Origin of the sequence: Bradyrhizobium sp. LMG 9283 (assembly GCF_045571415.1) — a bacterium.
Lineage (GTDB): Bacteria > Pseudomonadota > Alphaproteobacteria > Rhizobiales > Xanthobacteraceae > Bradyrhizobium.
In genome coordinates, this window is sequence record NZ_CP120691.1 from 3,250,997 (window position 1) to 3,272,713 (window position 21,717).

Here is a 21,717-nt window from a genome sequence, read left to right on the forward strand (position 1 = left end):
TTTAGCGGGGCAGGAGTGCCAGGCGGTACTTGAGCCGCTCGATATGCATCGCGAGCTGCAGCCGTCCAGCAGCTGTGTCCTCGGCAAACCGCGCGAGCCGTGCCTCGCCGGCTGCGCGCAGCCGCTCGCGCGTGCCGTCGGTACGGAGTGCGACGATGGCATTCGCAAGGGAGCGCGGATCGTCATAGTCGAACAGGATCGCGGCGTCGCCGGCCTGGGCCGCGAAGGCCTCGGGATAGATCACCGGCGTGCCGACCGCCCAGGCTTCCAGGGGCGGAAGATTGGTCGGGCCGAAATAGCTCGGCATCACCAGCGCCGCGGCGCCGCGGTAGAGCGCACCGAGTTCAGCGGACTCGACGAAGCCGATGATGGAGATCTGATCCGATAAGCCGTAGCTGCGGATCGCTGCATCGATCTTGTCGCGGCCCCCGCGATCCGATCCGCACAGCACCAGCCGCTCCGTGATGCCCCGTTCGCGCAGGCTTGCGAGCGCTGCGAGCAGCGTCATGTGATTCTTGTGCGGCCAGAACTGCGCCGGATAAAACAGATAGCCGGGCTCGAGCCGGTATCTTGCCAGCACCGCCGCATCGTCAGAGGCGTCGGACGTGGATTGGCTGACATAGGTGGAAGGCGAGAACGGGATGCACACCGCGCGCTCCCGTTCCATGGCATAACGGCGGCTGAGATCGTCCACCAGCTCCGGCGCATTGACGATCACGACTGCCGCCTTGGTGCTGGCCAGGCCGAACAGGATCTCGCGGCGCTCGAATTCTCCGAACGTCCTGACCTCCGGAAACTCCGGCGCGTCGCGATGACAGCCGTCAAAGATCGTGATGATGAAGGGCAGCTCGTAGAGCAAGAGGTGCCGCTTCGAGGTCGAGGTGAAGTGCACGACATCGATGCCGTCTCGGATCAGCGCGCGCTCGAACGATGATTTCAGCTTCAGCGCGATCTGAACGAGATCGAACGGCCGGCAATATTTCAGGAACAGGAAGATGTGGTCGAACGGACCGAATTTGAGGAGGCGGGCCGCGACGCCGAACTCCTTCAAGATTTCCAACGTCTTCGGATAGGGCGAGTACACCACGACCTCGTTGCCCGAACCGGCCGCCCAGTCGCGGAGCCAGAGCAGGTCGTTGAGCGGCTGCTGGAAGCCGCCGCCGACCTCGAGCGCTTGTTCCAGCATCACGGCGAGCCGCAGTGGTCTCACGGCGTGACACTCTTTCTGGCGACTGCATAGGCCGCCCAGCTCCTCGAGTTCGGCGCGTCCTGCGTCAGCCACGCGGCGTGAGCTGCGGGCTGGAAGCCGCTCGCGGCAAGCGCGGCGTCGATCTCGAACGGAAACCAGTAGCGCATGTGGTGCGCTTCGTCGACGCGCCGGATCGTGGCGCGGTCCATGTCCTCGCAGAACAGCGTGTAGTTCACGGTGACGGTCGCGGCCTGTTCGTCGTGATCGGATTGCGCAATGCGGGTGAGGCGCAGCGGCTTCTGCTCGATCACCTTGACGCGTGTTTCGACGCCCTGCGCCAGCACGGCGCCGCCGTACCAATAGTCGAAGAAGAGCACGCCGCCCGGCTTCAGCGCCGCATGGGCCGTGCGGAACATGGCCGCCAGCGCATCGGGGCTGGTCTGATAGCTCGCAACGTGGAACAGCGACACCACCGCGTCGAAGTCGCGCTCGGAGCCAGCTTCCCGGGCATCGCCCTGCCGGAATGGAATCGACAGCCCGGCCTGCTCGGTCCGTACTTTGGCGCGCGCGATCATGTCGTGACTGAGATCGATGCCGGCGACATTCCACCCCCGGCGGGCGAAGGCGAGTGCATGCAGGCCGGTGCCGCAGCCGAGATCGAGCAGCTTGCCTGGGGCAACGCCGTGATTGCGCAGCCGCCCTTCGACGAAGGCCGTCTCCTCCGCGTAATCCTTGTCCTGATAGAGAAGATCGTACCAGGGCGCGTAGTCGGCGAACACCGTCACGCCAGGATCTCCTTGAGCGCCTCAGCCGAGCGCGCGATCTCGTGATCGGTCAGGGCAAGCCCGCTCGGCAGGTAAAAACCGCGTCGGGCGATGTATTCCGCGTTCGGATGGCTTTCGTCGAGCATCAGACCCATCCGGCGCAGCACCGGCTGCTCGTGCATGCACCAGAAGAACGGCCGCGTCCCGATGCGCTTTTCGCCGAGGCGTCGCATCGCCTCCTTGGCGTCGAACGGCACGTCTTCGTTCAGCACGACGCCGTAGACCCAGTAGATGTTGTCGGCATACGAGGTGTGGGCGACCGGGCGGCGGATGCGGTTGAGCCCTGCGAGATGTTCGTCGTAGAGCCGGCCGATCCGGCGCTTGATCTCGACCGTGCGCGGCAGGCGCTCGACCTGGGCGACGCCAAGCGCGGCTTGCAAGTTGGTCATGCGCGCATTCCAGCCGAGCTCCTCGTGCACGAAACGCTGCTGCGGCTGGAAGCAGAGATTGCGATAGGACTGCAGGTGATCCGCGAGCGCGTCGTCGTCGGTGAGGATCATGCCGCCTTCACCCGTCGTGACGTGTTTGTTGGGGTAGAAGCTGAAGGTCGAGACGTCGCCGAAGCTGCCGCAGGGCGCGCCACGATAAGTCTGGCCGTGCATCTCGGCGGCGTCCTCGATCACCTTCAGATCGTGCTTGCGGGCAAGCGCCAGGATCGGATCGAGATCGACCGGCAGGCCGTAGATGTGGACCATCATGATCGCGCGCGTGCGCGGCGTGATCGCGGCTTCCACGCCCTCCGCCGTCATGTTCCAGGTCGCGGGATCGCAATCGACCCCGACCGGCACGAGGCCCGCCCGCACCAAGGCGGCAGCGCAACTGATGATCGTGAAGGTCGGGATGATGACCTCGGAGCCCTTCTCGAGTCCGAGCGCATGGACCGCGATGTCGAGCGCGACCGAGCCGTTGGTGACCGCGATGCCGTGCCGCCGTCCGGCGGCCGCGGCCATCGCCTGCTCGAAGCGCTTGATGAACGGTCCCTCAGACGAGATCCACCCGGTCCGGATGCATTCGGCGAGGTAGTCGGCCTCGTTGACGTCGAGCAGCGGCGTGTTGACGGGAATGAACGGTGCGGTCACAGGCCCGGACCCTTGATCCGGATTTCGGACGGGGAGGCTTCGGGGAAGCGGGTCTTGTCGTTCTCGCCGGAATAGGGCCCTTGCTTCACCTCGAACATCTCGAGCGGTTCGAGCACGTGGAAGCCGTGGGCACCGCTGCACAACAGGATGATGTCGCCGGCAACGAGGACGCGGCTTTCGAGATATTTTTCCTCGACCGTGTAGAAGTCGACCTGGAGCTTACCCTTCTGGATCAGGAGGACCTCCTGGGTGTAGTGCACCTCCCGCGTCACCTTGTTGTGGCGATGAGGCTCGATGGTCTTGCCTTGTGGATGGCTCATGAAGGCGAGCTGCTGCGACAGCTCCGGCGTCGAAAAGAAGTGGATGCCGGGCTCGCGAAACGAGGCCCGCACGATTATCGCGTAGAGCTGGTCGCCGAATCGAACATGTTCGACGTGTTGCATCGTGGGCCTCAAAAAATCGCTGTAATTAGAGTGAGATAGCCATCCCTGCTGCGCACTTTGGCCATTTTGGCCGGGACCGTCAAGGGCACACGAAACATGACGATTGCTGCGCCCGCCGATAAGGGTTCAGCCGAGGTGAGCAAGGATCTCCTCGACCCGCCGGCGGAAGGTGTGCGCGGCAAAGGTCCTCGCCTGTCCTGCCTTGGCAATGGACTGGCGCGCCGCATCGTCGGTGAGATACCGATCGATCATCGCGACGCAGTCCTCGACGTTGTGCCACGCGGCGACCTCACGCTCGGGCGCGAACAGCGTGTGGAGATTGTCCTTGACGTCGGTGAGCAGGAATGCGCCGACGCCGGTTGCTTCGAACAGACGCGCATTGCCCGCCTCGCGGCCGGCCATGTCGATGTGCGAATTGAGGGTGATGCGCGAGGCGCGGAGCGCCTGATACATCTCCACCCCCCACACCTCGCCTTGATAACAGCGGTGCAGCGGCGAGGAGGCGGGAAGGGATTGCAGGCCGCTGCCGAACAGTTTGAGATCGTAGCGCCGCGCTACCGATTCGAGCTGCGCCACGCGCAGCTGGTGATCCGCCGACACCGCCCCCACAAAAGTGATTTCGAATTCTTGTGAGGGCGGCGGAGGCAGGACGTCGAGGATGCCTGGCTCGAAGCCGAGATGGACCACTTCGCTGCGCGCTCCGTGGGCACGGAAGAAGTCCACCACCGCAGCCATCTGCGAGATCATGAGGTCGTAGACCGACCAGTCCTCGCCGCGTGAGGGTGAGATGCCGACCTGCCCGATCAGGAGTGGGCGGCCGATCGCTTTGATCCTGCGCGCGAGGCGTGTGTTGACGTGAAACAGATCCTGATTGAGCACGAGATCGGGCTTGAAGTCCTCGATCTGCGCCAACAGGATCTGTTCCGCTTCGGCGTCGAGGCGCGGGCTGAGGCCGACCTTGCGTGCGAGCGGTCGCAGCACCGGCTTGAACGGCGCGACTGCACGTTGCAGCCAGCCGGGAACGGCATCGCGCGCCGCCTGCGCGCCCGGCGACGGCGGTTCGCTGACGGCAAGGCCGTGCTCGCGCGCCCAGGCCGCCCGCATCCAGGGATTGTTGACGTGGATGTCGGCGGCGACGTGACCGAGGCCGGCGAAATTGCGCGAGTAGAAATCGGCGACGCCGAACAGACTGGCGTTCCGTGCCGCCATCTGCGCCGCATAGGGCTCGGTCTCGAGGCCGGGCCGCCGTCGGTACAGCCAGGAGAGGAAGCGCGGATAATCGGCGTTGAGGATCAGGATGCGCATCGATTCAGGCACCACGTTCTGGGCAATCTCGGGCGGTGTCAGGTGCTTGCCGCTGACCTGAAATGCAGTTCGGAGCTTTGCGATTGCCCCCGCTCAAAAAGGAGGACGTGAGCTGCACCAAATAGGATGCAGACCCGTTTACGCTTGAGGGCGGCCGAGCCCCAAAGCCTAATAGGAAGTTTCTATTGCGGCGGCAAGTCGGCTGTCTGAGTTGCACGACCCCCGCAAATTCGCTTAGGACTGCATGTCTGGTCGCGGTTGTCGGCAACCGTGAAAATCCGGCATGCGTTTCGAGAACTCGTCTTCAGACCGGCATCGGAGTTCCTTCCGATCCGGTCTCCGGACGCATCGCAATCTCTGACACATATTGCAACTTGTTCCAGCGTCCACCTCGCTGTGTTGACCAGGGGGTGAAACTCTGTAAAGGTCAAATCTATGTGCTTTTTCAGAAGAAGTTGCCGGGTATGAGGGTGACGTTCGTCGATTTCCAGCGACACGGAGATGAGCGTGGAATGTTGGTCGCGCTTGAGGAGCAGCGCAACATTCCGTTCACGATTCGTCGGGTGTATTACCTGATCGACACCAAGCCTCATGTGCGCCGTGGTTATCACGCGCACCGCCAGTTGAAGCAGATCATGATTGCCGTCTCCGGGAGCGTAACGGTCCATCTGGATGACGGGTTCGATACGATGGAGGTGACGCTCGACAGCCCCTATCGCGGCCTGCTGCTGGACAGCATGGTCTGGCGCGAGATGTCCAAATTCAGCTCCGATTGCGTGCTGATGGTGCTTGCTGACGGGCTCTATGATCCAAGCGATTATGTTCGTGACTATCAGGAGTTCTGCACCCTCGCCAAACAGGAGAGAAAATGATGAAGCGTCTCGTGATCATTGGAGCAGGTGAGTTCGCGGAGATCGCATTCCAGTACTTCTCTCATGATTCCGACTATGAGGTCTCGGCCTTCTCCGTGGATGCGGAATTCATCAAGAGTCCCGAGCTGGAGGGGCTTCCCATCGTTCCTTATGGCGAGCTGGTCGACCGCTACCCGCCCTTGGATTACGACCTCTTCGTTGCGATTCCTTCCACGCAGCTGAACCGCCTGCGCACGCGCTTCTACCACGATGCCAAGCAGAAGGGGTATCGGTTCGCAACCTATGTCAGCTCGCGCGCCTTCGTCTGGCGCAATGCCAAGGTCGGGGAAAATACCTTCATCTTCGAGAACAATGTGATTCAGCCGTTCGTCACAATCGGGAACAACTGCGTGCTTTGGAGTGGAAATCATGTGGGGCATCGCACTGTCATCAACGACAACGTGTTCGTCACCTCTCATGTCGTCATTTCAGGGTACTGCAACATCGGCGAAAACTCGTTTTTGGGCGTCAACGCGACCATCAATGACCACGTCACGATAGGACCGCGCTGCGTGATTGGGTCGGGTTCGCTGATTGCGAAGGATACGGAGCCGGACAAGATCTATGCAACGATGCCTGCGCGCGCAGTTCCCGGCAAGTCGAGCCACGACACCGAGACCTGAGCTGTCCGGATGCTTAGGTGGAAAAAAGAAGGGCTGATCTTTCGGGCATCGGACCATTGCGTCGGAAGCTGGATGGCGAACTCTGCCCTGACGCCTACGCCAATGCGTCTGAACGAAAACACCATTCGCATCTATGCGGGGTTTAGAGACGGCGCTGGCGTGAGCCGGATCGGCTACGTGGATGTGCTTGCTGACGCACCCGCGACGATCGTCGGGATATCTCGCCGGCCAGCCCTGGATATTGGTCGGGATGGCTGCTTCGACGATAATGGAGTCATTCTTGGAGATGTTGTCCCGGGGCCGGACGGCATCTACATGTTCTATGTCGGATTTCAGCTGGTCGCCAAGGCGAAGTTCCTCGCCTTCACCGGGCTCGCAAAGTCAACCGACGGTGGCGAAAGCTTTGCCAGAGTGTCCGAGGCACCGATCCTCGACCGCGGTCCCGGGCAAACGACGATTGGCGCTGTGCATACCGCCATGTTCGACAAAGGACGCTGGAAAATATGGTTTGCCTCCGGCGATGGGTGGGAGTACATCGGCGGCAAACCTTATCCTCAGTATCACATTCGCTACGTCGAAACCTCCGATTTGGTGGAAGTGCCGCGGCTCGGGCGCGAATGCCTCAAGCCAAGGAACGACGAGTACCGGATCGGGCGACCGCGCGTCTACAGGATGGGTGGCAAGTACGTCATGTACTTCACGTATGGAACCACTTCGGGTGACTATCTGCCCGGCGTGGCCTGTTCGGTTGATGGAATCGAGTGGGCTCGCAAAGACGAAGACGTCGGACTTTCCCTGAGCCCTTCAGGTTGGGATTCTCGCGCCCTGTGCTATCCGGCGTTGATCCAGCATCGCGATAGCATCCTCATGTTCTACAATGGGAACGACATGGGCGCTGACGGCTTTGGCCTCGCGCGTGCCGAGGGGATCCTCGGTTAGGGCTGATGGACAGGAAGAATGATCAATGTTCGATCATACTCGGCTCGGGACGAGGCTACCTGGAATGACATCGTTCGGCAGTCGAGAACTGGTAATTTCCTGCACTTTCGCTCCTATATGGACTACCACGCGGATCGCTTTATTGATCAATCGCTGATGATTCTGCAGGATGATCAGCCGTGTGCGGTGTTTCCGGCGAGCCTCCATGATGACTCGATCAGCAGTCACGGAGGACTTACCTATGGCGGCCTCCTTGCGACGACGGACATGCGAGCCCAAGCGACGCTCGAGGCCTTCGAGAAGATCGTGTCGCACTATGCGTCCGCGGGACGGGATAAGCTGATCTACAAGGCGGTGCCCCACATCTTTCATCGTTATCCGTCCGAGGAGGACTTGTATGCCCTGTTCCGGATGGGTGCGCGATTGCAGCGGCGGGACATCTCGTCGGTGGTTGAGATCGGCAAAGCTCCCAAATACTCGAAGGGGCGAAAGTGGACGATCAATAAGGCCAAGAAGGCGAAACTCGTGCTGGCTGCGTCGGATCGGCTTGAGGACTTCCACGAACTTCTTTGCCAGCAAGCGAACGAGCGCGGACGGCAGGTAGTCCATACGCTGGCCGAATTGCAGCTGCTGAAGTCGCGTTTTCCAGATCAGATCGTTCTGTACGAGGCGAGGGCGGAGGGCCTGCTCCAGGCAGGGGCGCTCATCTACGATTTCGGCAGCACGGTGCATACGCAATATCTGGTTTCGAGTGAGCTAGGTCGTACGAACGGCGCGCTCGATCTCGTCATTTCGGAGCTCGTTAACGACCAATATGCAGATAGACGCTATTTCAGCTTTGGCATTTCGACTGAGCAGTCGGGGCACTTCCTCAACGAGGGGCTGGTGGCGCAGAAGGAAGGCTTCGGAGGGCGCGGTGTCGTTCATGACTTTTACGAGATGGATCTCAAATGACTATTCCGTTTCTCAGCCTGCAAGACGCTAACGCACCATACATGGACGAGCTCAAGCTCGCCGCGTCGCGTGTGATCGAGTCGGGGTGGTATATTCTGGGCGAGGAGCTCAACTCGTTTGAGCGCGAATTCGCGGATTATTGCGGGTCTCGCTTCTGCGTCGGCGTGGGGAACGGCCTCGATGCGCTGATCCTGATATTGCGTGCCTACATCGCGATCGGCAGGATATCCGAGGGCGACGAGGTCATAGTGCCTGCCAACACTTTCATCGCCACAATTTTGGCGATCACACAGAATCGCCTGAAGCCCATTCTCGTCGAGCCGGATCCGCGCACTTTCAACATCGATCCTGAATGTGTTTCGCGAGCGATAGGTCCTAAGACGCGAGCCATCATGGCCGTGCATCTCTATGGACAAATGGCGGCCATGCCGGAATTGGCTGCGATCGCGCGAGCGCGTGATATCCTGCTGATCGAGGATGCCGCACAGGCCCATGGTGCAATGCGCGGCGGCGTGAAGGCCGGCGCGTTCGGTGACGCAGCAGCCTTCAGCTTCTTCCCGACAAAGAACTTAGGTGCCCTGGGCGATGCCGGCGCGGTACTAACGAACGATAGTGTGTTGGCTGAGCGGCTCCGCGAGCTTCGGAATTACGGTTCGAAAGTCAAGTACTACCACGAATGTGAAGGTATCAATTCGCGGCTGGACGAGATCCAGGCGGCCATGCTGCGCGTCAAGCTGAAGTATCTCAACAACGAGATCGCTTCACGCCGGCGAATTGCCGCTAGCTATCTGGATGGCATCAAGAACCCAAAAATTCGGCTCCCCTTCGTAGCCGGCGATCCGGCCGCCCACGTCTGGCATGTCTTCGTCGTGCAATGCGAGCAGCGCGAGGCGTTGCAGCGTCATCTCGCATCCCGAGACATCCAGACACTGATCCACTATCCGGTCCCTCCGCACCTGCAGAAAGCTTATCCGGTCCTGCATGATCTGTCGCTCCCGATCTCCGAGCGACTTCACCGCGAGGTTCTCAGCCTGCCTCTCGGGCCGACGCTGCGGTCCGAGGAGGTTGGAGAGGTCATATCCGCATGTTGCGAGTTCTAGGTTCAATTCCGGCCAGCTGTCATCGTGGCGGCGACGGTCGCTGCAATCGGTTCGTTGTCGGGCCTGTTCAGGTCTAGCCGATTGCCTGCTACGCACGGAAAAGGTCTGCAATCGTCATGAGCCTCAGTCGGGAGCAAATAGCGTCGAATTCGCCGATGAATATTCCGTTGGTGTCGTTTCTTGTTCCAGCCTACAACCATGAGCGGTTCATCGAGAAATGCCTCAACAGCGTTCTGTTCGACAAGTATGCGAACAAGCAGCTAGTGATCATCAACGATGGCTCGCGTGATCGGACAGCGCAGATCATATCGGAGTGGGTAGCTAGGCATAAATCCTCGCTCGACATCCGCTACGTGGATCGCGAGAACAAGGGGATCGCAGCGACCCTCAACGAGCTCACCGCATTGGCCAGTGGGGACTATCTGCGCCTCGGCGCGAGCGACGATTATTTTCTGCCTGACGGGACCATCGCGCAGGTCGCCTACCTCCAGGCCAATCAGACCAAGCTTGCTGTCGTCGGCGACTCGATCGTCGTCGACGATCAGGACCAGACCGTTCACGAAAGCGCAATGGTCGGCTTGTTCAATGTCGACAAAACCCGCTACCTGACGGATGAGGGAATTCGGCGTGAAATCATCTGCCGATGGGCGATCGGTGGCCCTGTGCCGCTGCTTCGAAAAAGGGGGCTCGATGCAGCCGAGGGCTGGAACGAGAATCTCCTCATCGACGACTGGGATTTCTTCCTGCGTCTCGCTGCACTGGGGGTTGTCGGCTTCATTGACGTCAAGGTGGGTGCCTACCGGGTTCATGGCACCAACACCAGCAAGACCAAGGATACTGAGAGGCGGATCGCCAACCTCCGCAACATGGCTGAGGCCGTCAGTCGGAATCTCGGCTCGTTCCATGGCTGCTACAGGACATTGCTGAAGGCACAGGGCCGGCTGATCGCGGCTAAGATCGCCTATCTGCAGAGTCACTATCCCACATCGGCCTGGAATGTCCTGATGTTTGGCGGGCTCAGGGCCATTGCCCTTCTCGGTTCGGCACCGGCGCGACCGGGAGCTACGGGGTGAGTGCGGCGCTGCGATATCCGTCGTTCTATCTGGCGCTCCCGATCCTGCTGTCACTGTCGGTTATGCTCGTCAGCTTCGAGTTTTCGACGGCCATGGTCGGAGGAGTGTTGTTCTTCACGACGGCCGCCGTCGCCATCGTCATGATGGATTTCGTTTTGGATATTCGTCTGCCGCCGCTGCAGTCGTTTCAGAGCATGGATTTTGCGGGCACGCGTCAGGGAGCCGTTGCGGCGGCCCTTTGCTGGCTGGTGGCCGGATTCTGTGTCATCGACTTGACCTTCTTTCCAATCCCTCTCGTAGTCGATCCCTCCTCCTACGCGATATTCGAGAATGGTCGCAATCATGTCCGCCACATCTCCAATTTGAGCTGGATTTTGCCGCCGCTCGCGTTCCTTTGCTTTCGGAGCAAAGCAACGCGCATCGCCTTGGTGGTGATCGGCCTTATCTTCCCGATACTTGTGATCGATCGGAACCGCCTCTTCGCAGCCATTTTTTCACTGGGGCTGACGTTGGTTCTGCTGCAGAGGAGGTCGGTGCTGCTTTCCTGGAAAATCATTGTGCCTCTCCTGTTCGGAGGATTGGCCGCTTTTTCACTGTTGGGAGTGGTTCGCTCAGGGACTTTGAACCATCTCAACCTTCCGTTGAGCCGCTTGTTCGAGAGCTCTCCAGAAGGAGTGAAGTGGCCGCTGCTCTATGTGAGCGCAGGCCTCTACAACTTCTCTTCTATCCTGGCAAAGAACTATCAAAACGCGGGCTTTCTTCTAAGCCAGCTCATCCCATTTAGTGGATCGGTGGAGACGCTCGGAACGGACATACCTCTCGATGCGCCGACGATCAATGTCGGCACCGAGTTCTTTCCATTCCTGATGGCTGCCGGATGGAGCGGCGCGTTTCTCAGCGTGCTGCTGCTCTATGGCATGCTGCTCTGGAGTATCGTGCTGTTGCGCAGAACTATCTCGGTGTGGCGCTTCCTGATCTTCCTTCGCATTGCCTACGTATCTGTGATGTCGCCGTTTGCCCCGCAGGCTTTTACCTGGACGAATTTCGGATTCGTGGCGCTCTGTTTGATGATCCCGGTCGCCGCGCATTTTCTTCCTGGTGGCGTGCGTGAAGAGTTGAAAGGGAGCTGATGATGACGGTTCAGCAGGATGCATTCGCGCCGGCGAAAGCTGTCGCTAGAGGGGAGGGGATCGAACTCGACGACTTCCGTCAGCTCTTCATGCGCCAATGGAGATGGGCCGCGGCGACCTTCGTGATTGTGGCCGTTATTGCAATTGTGCCTCTGAGCTGGATCAAACCGCAGTGGGAGGCCCAGGCGACGGTCCGGATCGGTCAGGTCTTTGACGCGTTCGCGAACTCCCCGCGGCTGGTCGAGTCGCTTCAGGACGTGCAGGAGCGGATGCGCACAAACTCATTCCTGCGAGACGCGCTGAAGATATCTGAGGTCTCTCCGGGTGCCGCTACGGCCCGCGTATCGTTTGTAAGTGCAAAGATCGATCCAGTCCCGTCGACGGCTCTGATCCGGATCACGGTGCGGGCCTCGACCGCTGACGCTTCAGCGGACGCGGTAACTGCAATATTCGAGCAGCTGAAATCTGTACATGAAGAGCTGGCGCGAACAGCACGGTCGGAAGTCGGTCTCCTGGCGGAGCAATATGCAACGGAGCTTGCAGGCTTGCGTGAAGTGCAATCAAAACTTGAGAAGGCGTTTGCGTCTGCAAGCAATTCGGGGGCGGATGACGGATCCTCGGCCATGGCATCGCTTGCACCGGCCATTGAAAGAAATGCCAGGGGAATATGGGAACTCGATCGTCAGAGATTTCTCCTAGTCCGGCGCGACAAGTATCAGTCCGCTCCGACTGAAATGATGGGGAGGACTTCGTCGGTTAGAATCGGGGGGGCGAGCCGAGGTCTTATCATCCTCTTCGGGATTGTCATGGGTCTGGCTGCCGGAATTGTGTTCGCCATGCTGCGCGACTACGTCGTCAGGAGGCGATCCCAGCCGCTGTCCGCCTAAGGGAGGCCAGGCGGCGTTGAGTCTAGCTGAGTTACTTCGGCCAGATGCTAACAAGGGCGTGGAAAGCGTCATTACGATTTGGTAGGCAGGCGGGTCTGATTTAGGGGGGGCTTGGCCAGCCCTTGAGTGAGTCCCAAGCGGCCGGCATACAAGTGGTACTTCGATTGTCCAGATATCCCAAAGTCACTATCCTGCTGGCGGCCCGAAACGGGGCGGAGTTCATTCGCGAACAGCTCGAGTCCTTTCGCGCTCAAACTTATTCGAACTGGGAGCTCGTTGTATCCGACGACGGCTCGACCGATGACACGCTGGCGCTGGTTGAAGAGTTCGCGAAATCTGTATCCCAGCGGGTGATTATTCTTCGCGGACCGCAAAAGGGCTTCTGGCAGAACTTCGTCTCACTGGTTAGAAGCCCGGAGGTCTCCGGTGATTTGCTCGGCTACAGCGACCAAGACGACGTCTGGTTCGCCCACAAGCTGGCGGACGCGGTCGACTGGTTCGAGCAGATTTCAAAAGACCAGCCGGCGCTCTTCTGCACCCGCACCCAGCTCGTCAGCCGGCAGGGAGTGCCGATCGGCTTCTCGCGGACGTTCAAACGAGCGCCGGCCTTCGCCAATGCGCTAGTCCAGAACCTCGGCGGTGGCAACACCATGATCTTCAATAAGGCAGCTCGACTTGCACTTCAGAAGACGCCGCCGGAGGCGCTGATGGTTGCGCACGATTGGTGGACGTATCAAGTCATCTCGGGGGTTGGAGGGATCGTACATTATGATCCGCGGCCCAGCTTGGCCTACCGGCAGCACGGAGAGAACGTGTTCGGGAAAAACGTCGGCATCCAAGCGCGCCTGACGCGAGCGCTCGGCCTGGCATCCGGGCAGATGGCTCAATGGAATGAGATCAATATGAAACTACTCAATCAGATTCGTGGCGAATTGCGTTCAGACAACCTCGCGATCCTGGACCTGTTCTCCAGGGCTCGAACCGCTTGGCTGCCCATGCGATTGTGGCTACTTTGGCGGTCTGGGGTCTATCGGCAGACGGCCATGGAGAATTTCGCACTCAATTTTGCGGCGATCTTTGGCCGCATTTGACGGCTGTCGCCCAGCCGCGGAACTCGGTCAACCTCGCTGGACGGTATTCATGAAAATCGAACGTTTGAGTATTCCGGACGTCTTGCTGTTGACACCCCTGCGGCATGTCGACCAACGTGGCTCGTTCTCGGAAACGTTTCGAGCGGATCTGTTAGCAGCCCATGGTGTCCGTGCGGATTTCGTGCAGGACAATCACGTCATCACGAAACGCAGGGGAGTTGTACGCGGTCTGCACTATCAAACGGAACCTCGGGCGCAGGGCAAGCTCGTGAGGTGCCCAAGAGGGGCGATACTCGACGTCGCGGTGGACGTTCGAGAGACGTCCTCAACCTATGCGAAGCATGTTGCGGTCGAACTGTCGGAAGCCAATTGGCGGCAGCTCTGGGTGCCGCCGGGCTTTGCTCACGGCTATATCACGCTAGACGACAATTGCGAGGTCATCTATAAAACCACCGATTATTATTCACCGGATAATGAACGAGGGATCGCTTGGGACGACCCCGCGCTCCAGATTGATTGGGGCATCTCTCCGATCGAGGCGATTTTGTCGGACAAGGATCGTAATCTTCCGCGTCTGGGCGAACTGGCACGGCGCTCCAACTGAGCTGTAGGTAGTGATCATGCGGGTTCTTGTGACTGGCGGGGCCGGGTTCATCGGATCGGAAGTCTGCCGGCATTTCATCTCTGGTCTTGGCCTAGACGTGGTCGTGCTGGACGGCGTTAGCTATGCAGCTAGTCTGGAGTCGCTCGCTCCGGTTTCACGGAGTCCACGATATGCTTTCGAAAAGGGTGATATTTCCGACCGAGATGCCGTTGAAGCGGTTTTCCGTAAATATGAGCCGAGTGCGGTCGTTCACCTTGCGGCCGAAACCCATGTCGACCGCTCGATCGAGCATGCCGAGGTCTTCGTTCGAACAAACGTCCTCGGGACCTTTACCCTTCTGGACGTCTCGCGTCGCTATATCGAGCGCAGTCCGAGCGCCGCTCAGTCGTTTCGCTTCGTGCACGTCTCGACCGACGAAGTCTATGGCTCCTTGGGCGCGGAGGGCGCCTTCACGGAGACGACCCCCTACGACCCCAGCTCTCCCTATTCCGCCAGCAAGGCCGGCTCGGATCATCTCGCGAAAGCATGGCACCGCACCTACGGACTGCCGGTGATAGTTTCTAACTGCTCCAATAATTACGGGCCCTACCAATTTCCCGAGAAGCTCATTCCCCTGATGATCTTGAATGCGCTCGACCGCAAGGCGCTGCCGGTCTACGGGAACGGCTTGAACGTTCGCGATTGGCTCTACGTCGAAGATCACGCGCGCGCTCTCGCGACGATCCTGACCAAAGGCCGTCCGGGCGAGACCTACAATGTGGGCGGACGCAACGAAAGGACCAACCTGGATGTGGTGCGACAGATCTGCACTTTGTTGGATCGTCTGCGTCCGACCGGTACGTCGCATCATGATCTGATTTCATTCGTCAAGGATCGCCCTGGGCATGATCTGCGTTATGCGATCGATGCAACGAAGTTGGAAAGCGAGCTCGGCTGGCGCGCCAACGAGACTTTCGAGACGGGCATCGAAAAGACGGTGCGCTGGTACATGGACCGCGCCGATTGGTGGCGTCCTTTGCGGGACGGTGTCTACAGTGGCAAGCGGCTGGGGCTGATCGGAAAAGACGGTTCATGAGGCTCCTCGTCGTCGGTCGCGAAGGCCAGATCGCCAGATCTTTGCGCGAAGCCGCTGCCAGGGAGATTGATCTCGTTCTTCATTCCGTCGGCCGTCCCGAGGTGGATCTGCTGCAGCCCGGAGCGGTAGCGGCGGCAATTGCCAGGTTTCGTCCGGACATCGTCGTCAACGCAGCCGCCTATACTGCGGTTGACAAGGCCGAAAACGAACCGGACGTCGCTTTTGCGATCAACCGGGATGGCGCAAGGGAAGTCGCCGCGGCTGCTGCGAGCGAGGACGCTCCCATCATCCACTTCTCGACCGATTACGTGTTCGACGGAAAGAAGCCCAGTCCCTACGAGGAGCAGGACGCTCCCAATCCGCAGAACGTTTACGGACGTTCGAAGCTGGAGGGCGAGCGAGCCGTGATGTCCACGAACGTCCGGCACGTCGTCCTGCGGACGTCCTGGGTCTATGCGCCGTTTGGAACCAATTTCGTGCGGACGATCTGGCGCAGGCTCGTTGAGGGGCAGCGGCTCAAGATCGTCAATGACCAGACGGGTTGTCCAACCTACGCGCCGGACCTCGCCGACGCTGTAATCGTGCTGGCGCGCCTCCTCATACGGACAGGCTGGCAATCCGATTATGCCGGAATAACGCATATCGTCGGTTCGGAGTCCGTCACCTGGTACGACTTTGCGCGTCTAATCGCGACGAGGTATACGGCCGAAACGGGGGACTCGGCCGAGATTATTCCGGTCTCGTCATCCGCATATGCCGCCCGCGCCGTTCGTCCGGCGAATTCACGGCTATCGACCAAGCGGCTGCAATCGGTCTTCGATATCCAGCTGCAATCGCTGCAGACGTCGCTCGACGACTGCCTTGTTCGTATCTCGCAGGAGCAGGGAGGCCCATCTTGAGAGGAATCATTCTCGCTGGCGGCAGCGGCACGCGGCTGTATCCGATGACCCTGGTAACCTCGAAGCAGTTGTTGCCGGTCTATGATAAGCCGATGATCTACTATCCGCTCACCACTCTGATGCTCGCAGGGATCCGGGAGATCCTGATCATTTCGACGCCGCACGACCTGCCTCAGTTCCAAGCGCTGCTGGGAGACGGCGACCGATGGGGCTTATCGCTGTCCTATGCTCGGCAACCCACGCCTGGGGGGCTGGCTCAGGCCTTTATCATCGGCGCCGATTTCGTCGCAGGCGAACGTTCGTCCCTGATTCTGGGTGACAACATCTTCTTCGGCCAGGGGCTCCATCAACTGTTGGCCAACGCCACGGGCCGCACGAGCGGCGCGACCATCTTCGCATATCAAGTGGCCGATCCAAATCGTTATGGCGTGGTGGAATTCGATGAAGGGGGTAACGCCCGCTCTATCGAGGAGAAGCCGCAGAAGCCAAAATCGAACTTCGCGGTTACGGGCCTCTATTTTTACGACGAGCAGGTCGCAAGCCTCGCCTCAACAATAAGGCCCTCGGCGCGCGGCGAGCTGGAGATCACCGATCTGAATAGGCTCTACCTTGAGCGAGGAGACCTGCATGTTGAGCGGTTGGGGCGGGGTTTCGCCTGGCTCGATGCAGGTACGCCCGAGAGCCTGCTCGATGCATCGGAATTTGTTGCAACGGTCGAGAAGAGACAAGGCTTCCGCATAGCATGCCCCGAGGAGGTTGCCTTTAACCAGGGCTATATCGATCGGAGCCAACTTGAGCGACTGGCGTCCGATATGGGGAAGAGCGACTACGCTTGCTACCTGCGCAACCTGGCGACCGTCTGAGCAGGCAATGACCCGTGCGCAGGTGGACGCCCGCGACGTTGACCGCTCCTCAGGTGGCGCTAGTCCGCTGCGTCTCGCTGATCCGCCGCGGGGTTATCCACCAGAGTGCAAGCAGGATCGCGAGCCCGTGCGTTAGCATTGAAGTCGCGAGGGGGACGTTGGTTAGGATTTGCGGCATCAATCCGCTTGACACCAGAATGAAGCGGGGCGGCAACCTTGATGAGACATAATTAGCGAGGGCGAAAACGGTGCCGCAGGCCAATGCCGCGGCAGGCGCAAGCCAAAGACCTACCGACGCCACGCCTTCCGTCGCGAAAAGCGAGGAGTTCATGTACCCCATTGTGTAGGTGTTTTGCATCACGACTGAGAGCGGCACATCGTAAGGGCACGCAATAACCAGCTTGAGAGCTGAAATCTGGCAGAAGTAAGTGTGAGGGTGGGTAGAAAAGAATGAGTTATAGATATCAAGGGCGCTCGACTGAATCGCGAACATCCGGATGTTGATCGCCGCGAAATAGGCTTCCGGTAATCCCGACGGTCCCACCGGAGCCAAATTGGTCAGTACGAGGCCAGCCGCGAGAGGTAGCAGCAGCGACAGGATAGCCGCCGCCCTGGCGTCGAAAATCGAGACAAGCAGCCGAAGCCACAGCAGAAGCGCCGGCGCAAATAGGGCGAGCTTGCTCAATGTGATCGGGTAAAAGGCAAGCATCAGGATCAGCGGGAGCGCGGCTCGCTTCAGCCGACGCCGCTCCAGGTGCGATGCAAAAGCGAATGGTAACAATGCGCTCAGGAAGATACCGATCGCGTAGCGCACTGGAGCTGGAAATTCGATTTCCTGACGGAACTCGTAGATGCGCTCGAGCGACACCAGCCGAAAATTGTACCTCGAGGCTGCGAGCAGCGTGATGAGCGCCATGATCTCGATAGTCAACAGGACCCTGTCGAGCGCGGGTTCCGAAAGTTCAAAATGACGCTTGAATCGGGAGAACGTCACAATCGCTGGTGCGAGAAAAGCGAGGAAGGACGCAATGGCAGAGATGCGGGCGAGCTGGTGATCATATGCATATTTCGAGAAGGTATTGATCCAGAGAAACCCGGCCATCATGGTGAAGAGGTGAAGACCAACCACATAGCCAAAGCTGAACCTCGCCACCGCAAACATAGCGATGACCATGAAGGAGAACGCTGCGACAACGCTGATCGCCTCGACGAGATGCTCGGGATGAAAGGGGACGTAATCGAGGCGCTTGGAGACGTAGAACAGCGAGACGCAGCAGAGCGCCGCCAGCAGGGCCACCAGGCAGATCATGCCTCCTCTTCCGATCGATGCTTTCCAGCCGTGCCCAGTCATAACGTTCTGCTTCTTTCCGCGGATAGAGTGGCTCAAACAAATGTATGGAGATCGCCGCTCGGAAACAGGAACACGCAGATGCCTGCGGCGGTGGTCGCCTTCAGATGATTATATTCGATCAGCATCCTGCGGCTCGCGTCGACCGAGTAGCGCCGACGAGATCGGTGATCATGCCACGAGCAGGCTTCCGGCTGTGACGAGGCTGACGACATCGCTTGACGGCGGCCAGAGGGTGGTAAGGGCAGTATTCGAAAATGTCGCTATGGGCCCCGCATGTTGGCCGTACGCTGGCCATCCATGTGTAGAGCGCGTCGATGGGACTCTCGTTGTACAAGCCTCTTATGATCCGGGACTGGTTTCTCACGAGGGAGACGAAATAGCCAGCCTCATCGTCCGCCTTAATCGCGCCGCGTGCACCGTCGATCCGCTTCAGTCTGCTAATCTCGAATACATGCCTGCTGCCTTCGTTCAGGACGCCGTTGCGGAAGAAAACCTCAGGCTTACGCTTTCCCATACACATCATTGCAAACACGTTTCGACCTTATCCCGTTGAACGAGGGCAGAGAGGTAGGTAAAGACCAACGCCGCTTTACAGTGTCTAGCCTGCAAATGAGGGCAAGGCCAGCCGTCGGGAGTTTTAGATGCTAGAGTTTGCCCGGGCACCTGTTCTGTTCTCAAGTCGGAGCGGCTCTTCTTCTTGGGGCGGGCAGCAAAAGGCGCGCAGTCGATGTGAGGAGGAGGTGGGACGACATAGGGTTAATGAGAGCGAGTGGGAACAGGTACAGGAGTCGCTTGGACCTTCACCTCTTTGCGGGGCTTAGTAGTTGGCGGGCAGGCTACGCAAGCTGGGCTCAGCGAGACACGATAGACGTGCTAACGATCATGAGTTGGCTGAATACTATGTTAGTCGCAATACGGAATCTCGGCCGTCGTGCACCTTCTGAGCAGCGGCTGTGCTACGACGTATGTTCCCCAATGGGGGGCATCCGTGCACCGGTGCAACACTAGATCGCTGGTCGCTCAATGGATGAATCCGTTTCCAACATCAGCCGGCATCATCGAGACCGCCACCGCGCGTCAGGCGACACTTACCTCAGTCGGTCCAATTTTGCGCCAAGCTGGGAGTCATCGTCATATGTGAGGACAGCGACCGTGAGCCACACGAGCAGTAGCGCGAGCGCAGCGAGTATCGCTCGGACTCCGGGCTTGAACCGTTGGAACATATCTCTACCGAATCGGGCCTCACTACCAACGCTGGTGCTTAAGAGCTTACAGAATTAACAGGCTGTCGTCCAGATCGGCTCATACAAATCTGAGGCAGGGTATTTACACGGTTACGTCTCTATGTGCAGAGCAGGCAGCATTGACCGACTCGGTTGGTAATACCAATCTTGTTAACTTGGCTTCGTGCCTAGAAGGCGGCAGGGGTATTTGAGATGTATGTGATTGGAATCAGCTCCGGCATTAAACACGGTCACCACGACGGAGCGGCCGTGCTTATGCGTGACGGTGAGTTGATCGCTGCGGCCGAGGAGGAGCGCTTCACACTGGCCAAGCATGCGCGCGGCGAGCTGCCGCGCGGCGCGATCGGTTTCTGCCTGAAGCTGGCCGGCATCACCATGCGCGACGTCGATTGGATCTGCTCACCCCTGAAGACGTACACGAATTACACTCAGCGCCTCACCGAATACTTCAATTACCAGTTCGGCCATAGTCCGAGGATCGAGCTTTATGACCATCATCTCTGTCACGCTGCGAGCTCGTTCTACGGCTCTGGTTTTTCCGAGGCGACAGTTGCTTGCTTCGACTTCTCCGGCGATTCAAGCGCCGGCCTCGTCGCCCATGCGCGCGGCAACGATTTTCGCGTGCTGACGCGGTTCAGCCGCCATAATAGTCTTGGGCTCTATTACGGGATGCTGACACAGTATCTCGGCTATCAGATGACCAATGACGAGTACAAGGTCATGGGCTTGTCATCTTACGGTAGCCCGGACTATCTCGACAAATTCGCCAAGCTCCTGCGTCCGAACGGCATCAACTACGAGCTCGATCCCGAGCTCGACAAGCGCCGACGCGACGCTGACATCTTCACCAGCGATTTCTCGACGCGGCAGGAACGCATCTTCACCGAGAAGATGGAGGAGATTTTGGGTCCGCGGCGGCTGCGCGGCCAACCGCTCGACCACCGCCTGACCAACATCGCCGCAAGCGGCCAGAAGCAGCTCGAGATCGTCACCACCGAGGTGATCCGCTCCGCGATTCAAGAGACCGGCTGCAGCGACGTCTGCATCGCCGGCGGCGTCGGGCTGAACTGCAAGATGAACATGGCGATCGCGGCGGAGCCATCGGTGAAGCGTCTCTACGTTCCTCCGGTGCCGCACGATGCAGGCGTGGCGCTCGGCGCCGCGATGATGAAATGCGCCGAAGCGGGTCACGTGATCGCGCCGCTGACCCACGCATACTGGGGACCGGAATATTCCAACGACACGATCCGGGAAACACTGGAAAAGATCGGTGCGAACTTCGAGCTGCTCGACGATCCCGTCTCGCGCTGCGTCAACGACCTGACGGAGCAGAAGACGGTGGGTTGGTTCCAGGGGCGGATGGAGTACGGTCCGCGGGCGCTTGGCAACCGCTCGATCCTCGCGGATCCTCGCCATGCGGGCATGAAGGATCGCATCAATCTCACGATCAAATATCGGGAGGAGTTCCGTCCATTCTGTCCATCAGTGCTGTATGAGCGACAGGCCGACTACTTCGAGGACACGTTCGACGCGCCGTTCATGGTAGTGACGTTCCCGGTCAACGGGAAAGTGGCCGAGACCATGCCTGCGGTGGTCCATGTCGACAACACCGCACGTATCCAGAGCGTGCATGCGAACAGTAACCCGCTCTACAGCCGGCTGATCCGCGAATTCGCGAAAGCGACCTCATTGCCAGTTGTGATCAATACCAGCCTCAATATTAACGAGCAACCGACCGTGAATGCACCGTTGGAGGCCTTGCACACCTACTTCTGTTCAGGCCTCGATGTTCTCTATCTAGGAAATTACCGACTGTCGAAGTCATCGCGTTGAGGACCATAAACGCTTCAGGTCTCCGTGCTCTTGTTCCATTCGGAAATTAATATCACGGAACTACAGGATGGCCCCAAGCACCCGATGCAATCGTTGCAAATAGCAACCTGCCTCGCTATGTAGATATGGTTCAAAAAGGTCAAAATGGGTGGGTAGGAGCGACCTTAGAGAATTTAGGAGGTTGGAGCGCATCTGCTTGCGGCAGGCGAGTTTTGCGACGTCTAATCTCGAGCGGGATGCGTTCTTGGAAGTGGCCGACGATTGCCGCCGAGCCGCAGAGGCACAGGTTGTCTCAGTGCC

The 21,717-nt window shown here is 59.4% G+C and carries 20 protein-coding genes; 14 read left to right on the forward strand and 6 right to left on the reverse strand.

From position 1 onward, the window contains the following. Position 1: 1 nt before the first annotated feature. The 5 genes from P6U29_RS15115 to P6U29_RS15135 form a co-directional block, all read right to left on the reverse strand. Positions 2 to 1,210: a glycosyltransferase gene (locus P6U29_RS15115; protein ID WP_407118309.1), complete on the reverse strand. Its 1,209-nt coding sequence runs from the start codon at positions 1,208 to 1,210 to the stop codon at positions 2 to 4. Next, entirely contained in the window at positions 1,207 to 1,974 is a 768-nt protein-coding gene (locus P6U29_RS15120; RefSeq protein WP_407118310.1) for a class I SAM-dependent DNA methyltransferase, read from the reverse strand. The genes P6U29_RS15115 and P6U29_RS15120 overlap by 4 nt, the downstream gene beginning before the upstream one ends. Beyond that, positions 1,971 to 3,092, reverse strand: a complete 1,122-nt coding sequence (locus tag P6U29_RS15125) for a DegT/DnrJ/EryC1/StrS family aminotransferase (RefSeq protein WP_407118311.1) — start codon at positions 3,090 to 3,092, stop codon at positions 1,971 to 1,973. Before P6U29_RS15125 ends, P6U29_RS15120 begins: the two co-directional genes overlap by 4 nt. Beyond that, positions 3,089 to 3,535 carry a hypothetical protein gene (locus P6U29_RS15130; protein ID WP_407118312.1) on the reverse strand — a complete coding sequence of 149 codons (447 nt, stop codon included), beginning with the start codon at positions 3,533 to 3,535 and terminating at the stop codon, positions 3,089 to 3,091. The genes P6U29_RS15125 and P6U29_RS15130 overlap by 4 nt, the downstream gene beginning before the upstream one ends. 126 nt (positions 3,536 to 3,661) lie before the next feature. Beyond that, positions 3,662 to 4,840, reverse strand: a complete 1,179-nt coding sequence (locus tag P6U29_RS15135) for a glycosyltransferase (protein WP_407118313.1) — start codon at positions 4,838 to 4,840, stop codon at positions 3,662 to 3,664. A gap of 512 nt (positions 4,841 to 5,352) precedes the next feature. On the opposite strand from P6U29_RS15135, the gene P6U29_RS15140 reads away from it, so the two are divergent. From P6U29_RS15140 to rfbA, 13 genes are all read left to right on the forward strand, one after another. Next, positions 5,353 to 5,712, forward strand: a complete 360-nt coding sequence (locus tag P6U29_RS15140; RefSeq protein WP_407118314.1) for a sugar 3,4-ketoisomerase — start codon at positions 5,353 to 5,355, stop codon at positions 5,710 to 5,712. After that, the gene (locus tag P6U29_RS15145) at positions 5,709 to 6,374 is read left to right on the forward strand and encodes an acetyltransferase (protein ID WP_407118315.1); all 666 of its coding nucleotides are present in this window, start codon (positions 5,709 to 5,711) and stop codon (positions 6,372 to 6,374) included. The genes P6U29_RS15140 and P6U29_RS15145 overlap by 4 nt, the downstream gene beginning before the upstream one ends. 72 nt (positions 6,375 to 6,446) lie before the next feature. Beyond that, positions 6,447 to 7,313 (forward strand): glucosyl hydrolase, encoded by an 867-nt coding sequence (locus P6U29_RS15150; RefSeq protein ID WP_407118316.1) that lies wholly within the window; start codon positions 6,447 to 6,449, stop codon positions 7,311 to 7,313. An 18-nt stretch (positions 7,314 to 7,331) separates the two neighbouring features. Beyond that, complete coding sequence (locus P6U29_RS15155) at positions 7,332 to 8,267, forward strand: hypothetical protein (protein WP_407118317.1); 936 nt, start codon at positions 7,332 to 7,334, stop codon at positions 8,265 to 8,267. After that, entirely contained in the window at positions 8,264 to 9,367 is a 1,104-nt protein-coding gene (locus P6U29_RS15160; protein ID WP_407118318.1) for a DegT/DnrJ/EryC1/StrS family aminotransferase, read from the forward strand. The genes P6U29_RS15155 and P6U29_RS15160 overlap by 4 nt, the downstream gene beginning before the upstream one ends. A gap of 155 nt (positions 9,368 to 9,522) precedes the next feature. Beyond that, a complete protein-coding gene (locus P6U29_RS15165) occupies positions 9,523 to 10,440 on the forward strand; it encodes a glycosyltransferase family 2 protein (protein ID WP_407118319.1) in 918 nt (305 codons plus the stop codon). Further along, on the forward strand, positions 10,437 to 11,570 hold the full coding sequence (locus P6U29_RS15170) for a hypothetical protein (protein ID WP_407118320.1): 1,134 nt from the start codon (positions 10,437 to 10,439) through the stop codon (positions 11,568 to 11,570). Before P6U29_RS15165 ends, P6U29_RS15170 begins: the two co-directional genes overlap by 4 nt. A gap of 2 nt (positions 11,571 to 11,572) precedes the next feature. Beyond that, complete coding sequence (locus P6U29_RS15175) at positions 11,573 to 12,457, forward strand: hypothetical protein (RefSeq protein ID WP_407118321.1); 885 nt, start codon at positions 11,573 to 11,575, stop codon at positions 12,455 to 12,457. Positions 12,458 to 12,621: 164 nt separating this feature from the next. Beyond that, complete coding sequence (locus P6U29_RS15180; RefSeq protein WP_407118322.1) at positions 12,622 to 13,548, forward strand: glycosyltransferase family 2 protein; 927 nt, start codon at positions 12,622 to 12,624, stop codon at positions 13,546 to 13,548. A gap of 49 nt (positions 13,549 to 13,597) precedes the next feature. Further along, positions 13,598 to 14,152: a dTDP-4-dehydrorhamnose 3,5-epimerase gene (gene rfbC, locus P6U29_RS15185; protein ID WP_407118323.1), complete on the forward strand. Its 555-nt coding sequence runs from the start codon at positions 13,598 to 13,600 to the stop codon at positions 14,150 to 14,152. Between the two features lie 16 nt (positions 14,153 to 14,168). Then, the gene (rfbB, locus tag P6U29_RS15190) at positions 14,169 to 15,227 is read left to right on the forward strand and encodes a dTDP-glucose 4,6-dehydratase (protein WP_407118324.1); all 1,059 of its coding nucleotides are present in this window, start codon (positions 14,169 to 14,171) and stop codon (positions 15,225 to 15,227) included. Next, complete coding sequence (rfbD, locus tag P6U29_RS15195; protein ID WP_407118325.1) at positions 15,224 to 16,126, forward strand: dTDP-4-dehydrorhamnose reductase; 903 nt, start codon at positions 15,224 to 15,226, stop codon at positions 16,124 to 16,126. Before rfbB ends, rfbD begins: the two co-directional genes overlap by 4 nt. After that, the gene (gene rfbA / locus P6U29_RS15200) at positions 16,123 to 16,989 is read left to right on the forward strand and encodes a glucose-1-phosphate thymidylyltransferase RfbA (protein WP_407118326.1); all 867 of its coding nucleotides are present in this window, start codon (positions 16,123 to 16,125) and stop codon (positions 16,987 to 16,989) included. The genes rfbD and rfbA overlap by 4 nt, the downstream gene beginning before the upstream one ends. A 49-nt stretch (positions 16,990 to 17,038) precedes the next feature. On the opposite strand, the gene P6U29_RS15205 is transcribed toward rfbA, so the two are convergent. Continuing rightward, the gene (locus P6U29_RS15205) at positions 17,039 to 18,298 is read right to left on the reverse strand and encodes a hypothetical protein (protein WP_407118327.1); all 1,260 of its coding nucleotides are present in this window, start codon (positions 18,296 to 18,298) and stop codon (positions 17,039 to 17,041) included. Between the two features lie 1,541 nt (positions 18,299 to 19,839). Here P6U29_RS15205 and P6U29_RS15210 point away from each other — a divergent pair. Further along, entirely contained in the window at positions 19,840 to 21,417 is a 1,578-nt protein-coding gene (locus tag P6U29_RS15210; protein ID WP_407119335.1) for a carbamoyltransferase, read from the forward strand. Positions 21,418 to 21,717: the final 300 nt, after the last annotated feature.

Coding starts and splice junctions, on each gene's coding strand:
- P6U29_RS15140 (WP_407118314.1), top strand. CDS start 5,353: ATGTTGGTCGCGCTTGAGGAGCAGCGCAACATTCCGTTCACGATTCGT.
- P6U29_RS15175 (WP_407118321.1), top strand. CDS start 11,573: ATGACGGTTCAGCAGGATGCATTCGCGCCGGCGAAAGCTGTCGCTAGA.
- P6U29_RS15155 (WP_407118317.1), top strand. CDS start 7,332: ATGATCAATGTTCGATCATACTCGGCTCGGGACGAGGCTACCTGGAAT.
- rfbD (WP_407118325.1), top strand. CDS start 15,224: ATGAGGCTCCTCGTCGTCGGTCGCGAAGGCCAGATCGCCAGATCTTTG.
- P6U29_RS15160 (WP_407118318.1), top strand. CDS start 8,264: ATGACTATTCCGTTTCTCAGCCTGCAAGACGCTAACGCACCATACATG.
- P6U29_RS15210 (WP_407119335.1), top strand. CDS start 19,840: ATGCGTGACGGTGAGTTGATCGCTGCGGCCGAGGAGGAGCGCTTCACA.
- P6U29_RS15205 (WP_407118327.1), bottom strand. CDS start 18,298: ATGATCTGCCTGGTGGCCCTGCTGGCGGCGCTCTGCTGCGTCTCGCTG.
- P6U29_RS15165 (WP_407118319.1), top strand. CDS start 9,523: ATGAATATTCCGTTGGTGTCGTTTCTTGTTCCAGCCTACAACCATGAG.
- P6U29_RS15135 (WP_407118313.1), bottom strand. CDS start 4,840: ATGCGCATCCTGATCCTCAACGCCGATTATCCGCGCTTCCTCTCCTGG.
- P6U29_RS15150 (WP_407118316.1), top strand. CDS start 6,447: ATGGCGAACTCTGCCCTGACGCCTACGCCAATGCGTCTGAACGAAAAC.
- P6U29_RS15145 (WP_407118315.1), top strand. CDS start 5,709: ATGATGAAGCGTCTCGTGATCATTGGAGCAGGTGAGTTCGCGGAGATC.
- rfbC (WP_407118323.1), top strand. CDS start 13,598: ATGAAAATCGAACGTTTGAGTATTCCGGACGTCTTGCTGTTGACACCC.
- rfbB (WP_407118324.1), top strand. CDS start 14,169: ATGCGGGTTCTTGTGACTGGCGGGGCCGGGTTCATCGGATCGGAAGTC.
- P6U29_RS15130 (WP_407118312.1), bottom strand. CDS start 3,535: ATGCAACACGTCGAACATGTTCGATTCGGCGACCAGCTCTACGCGATA.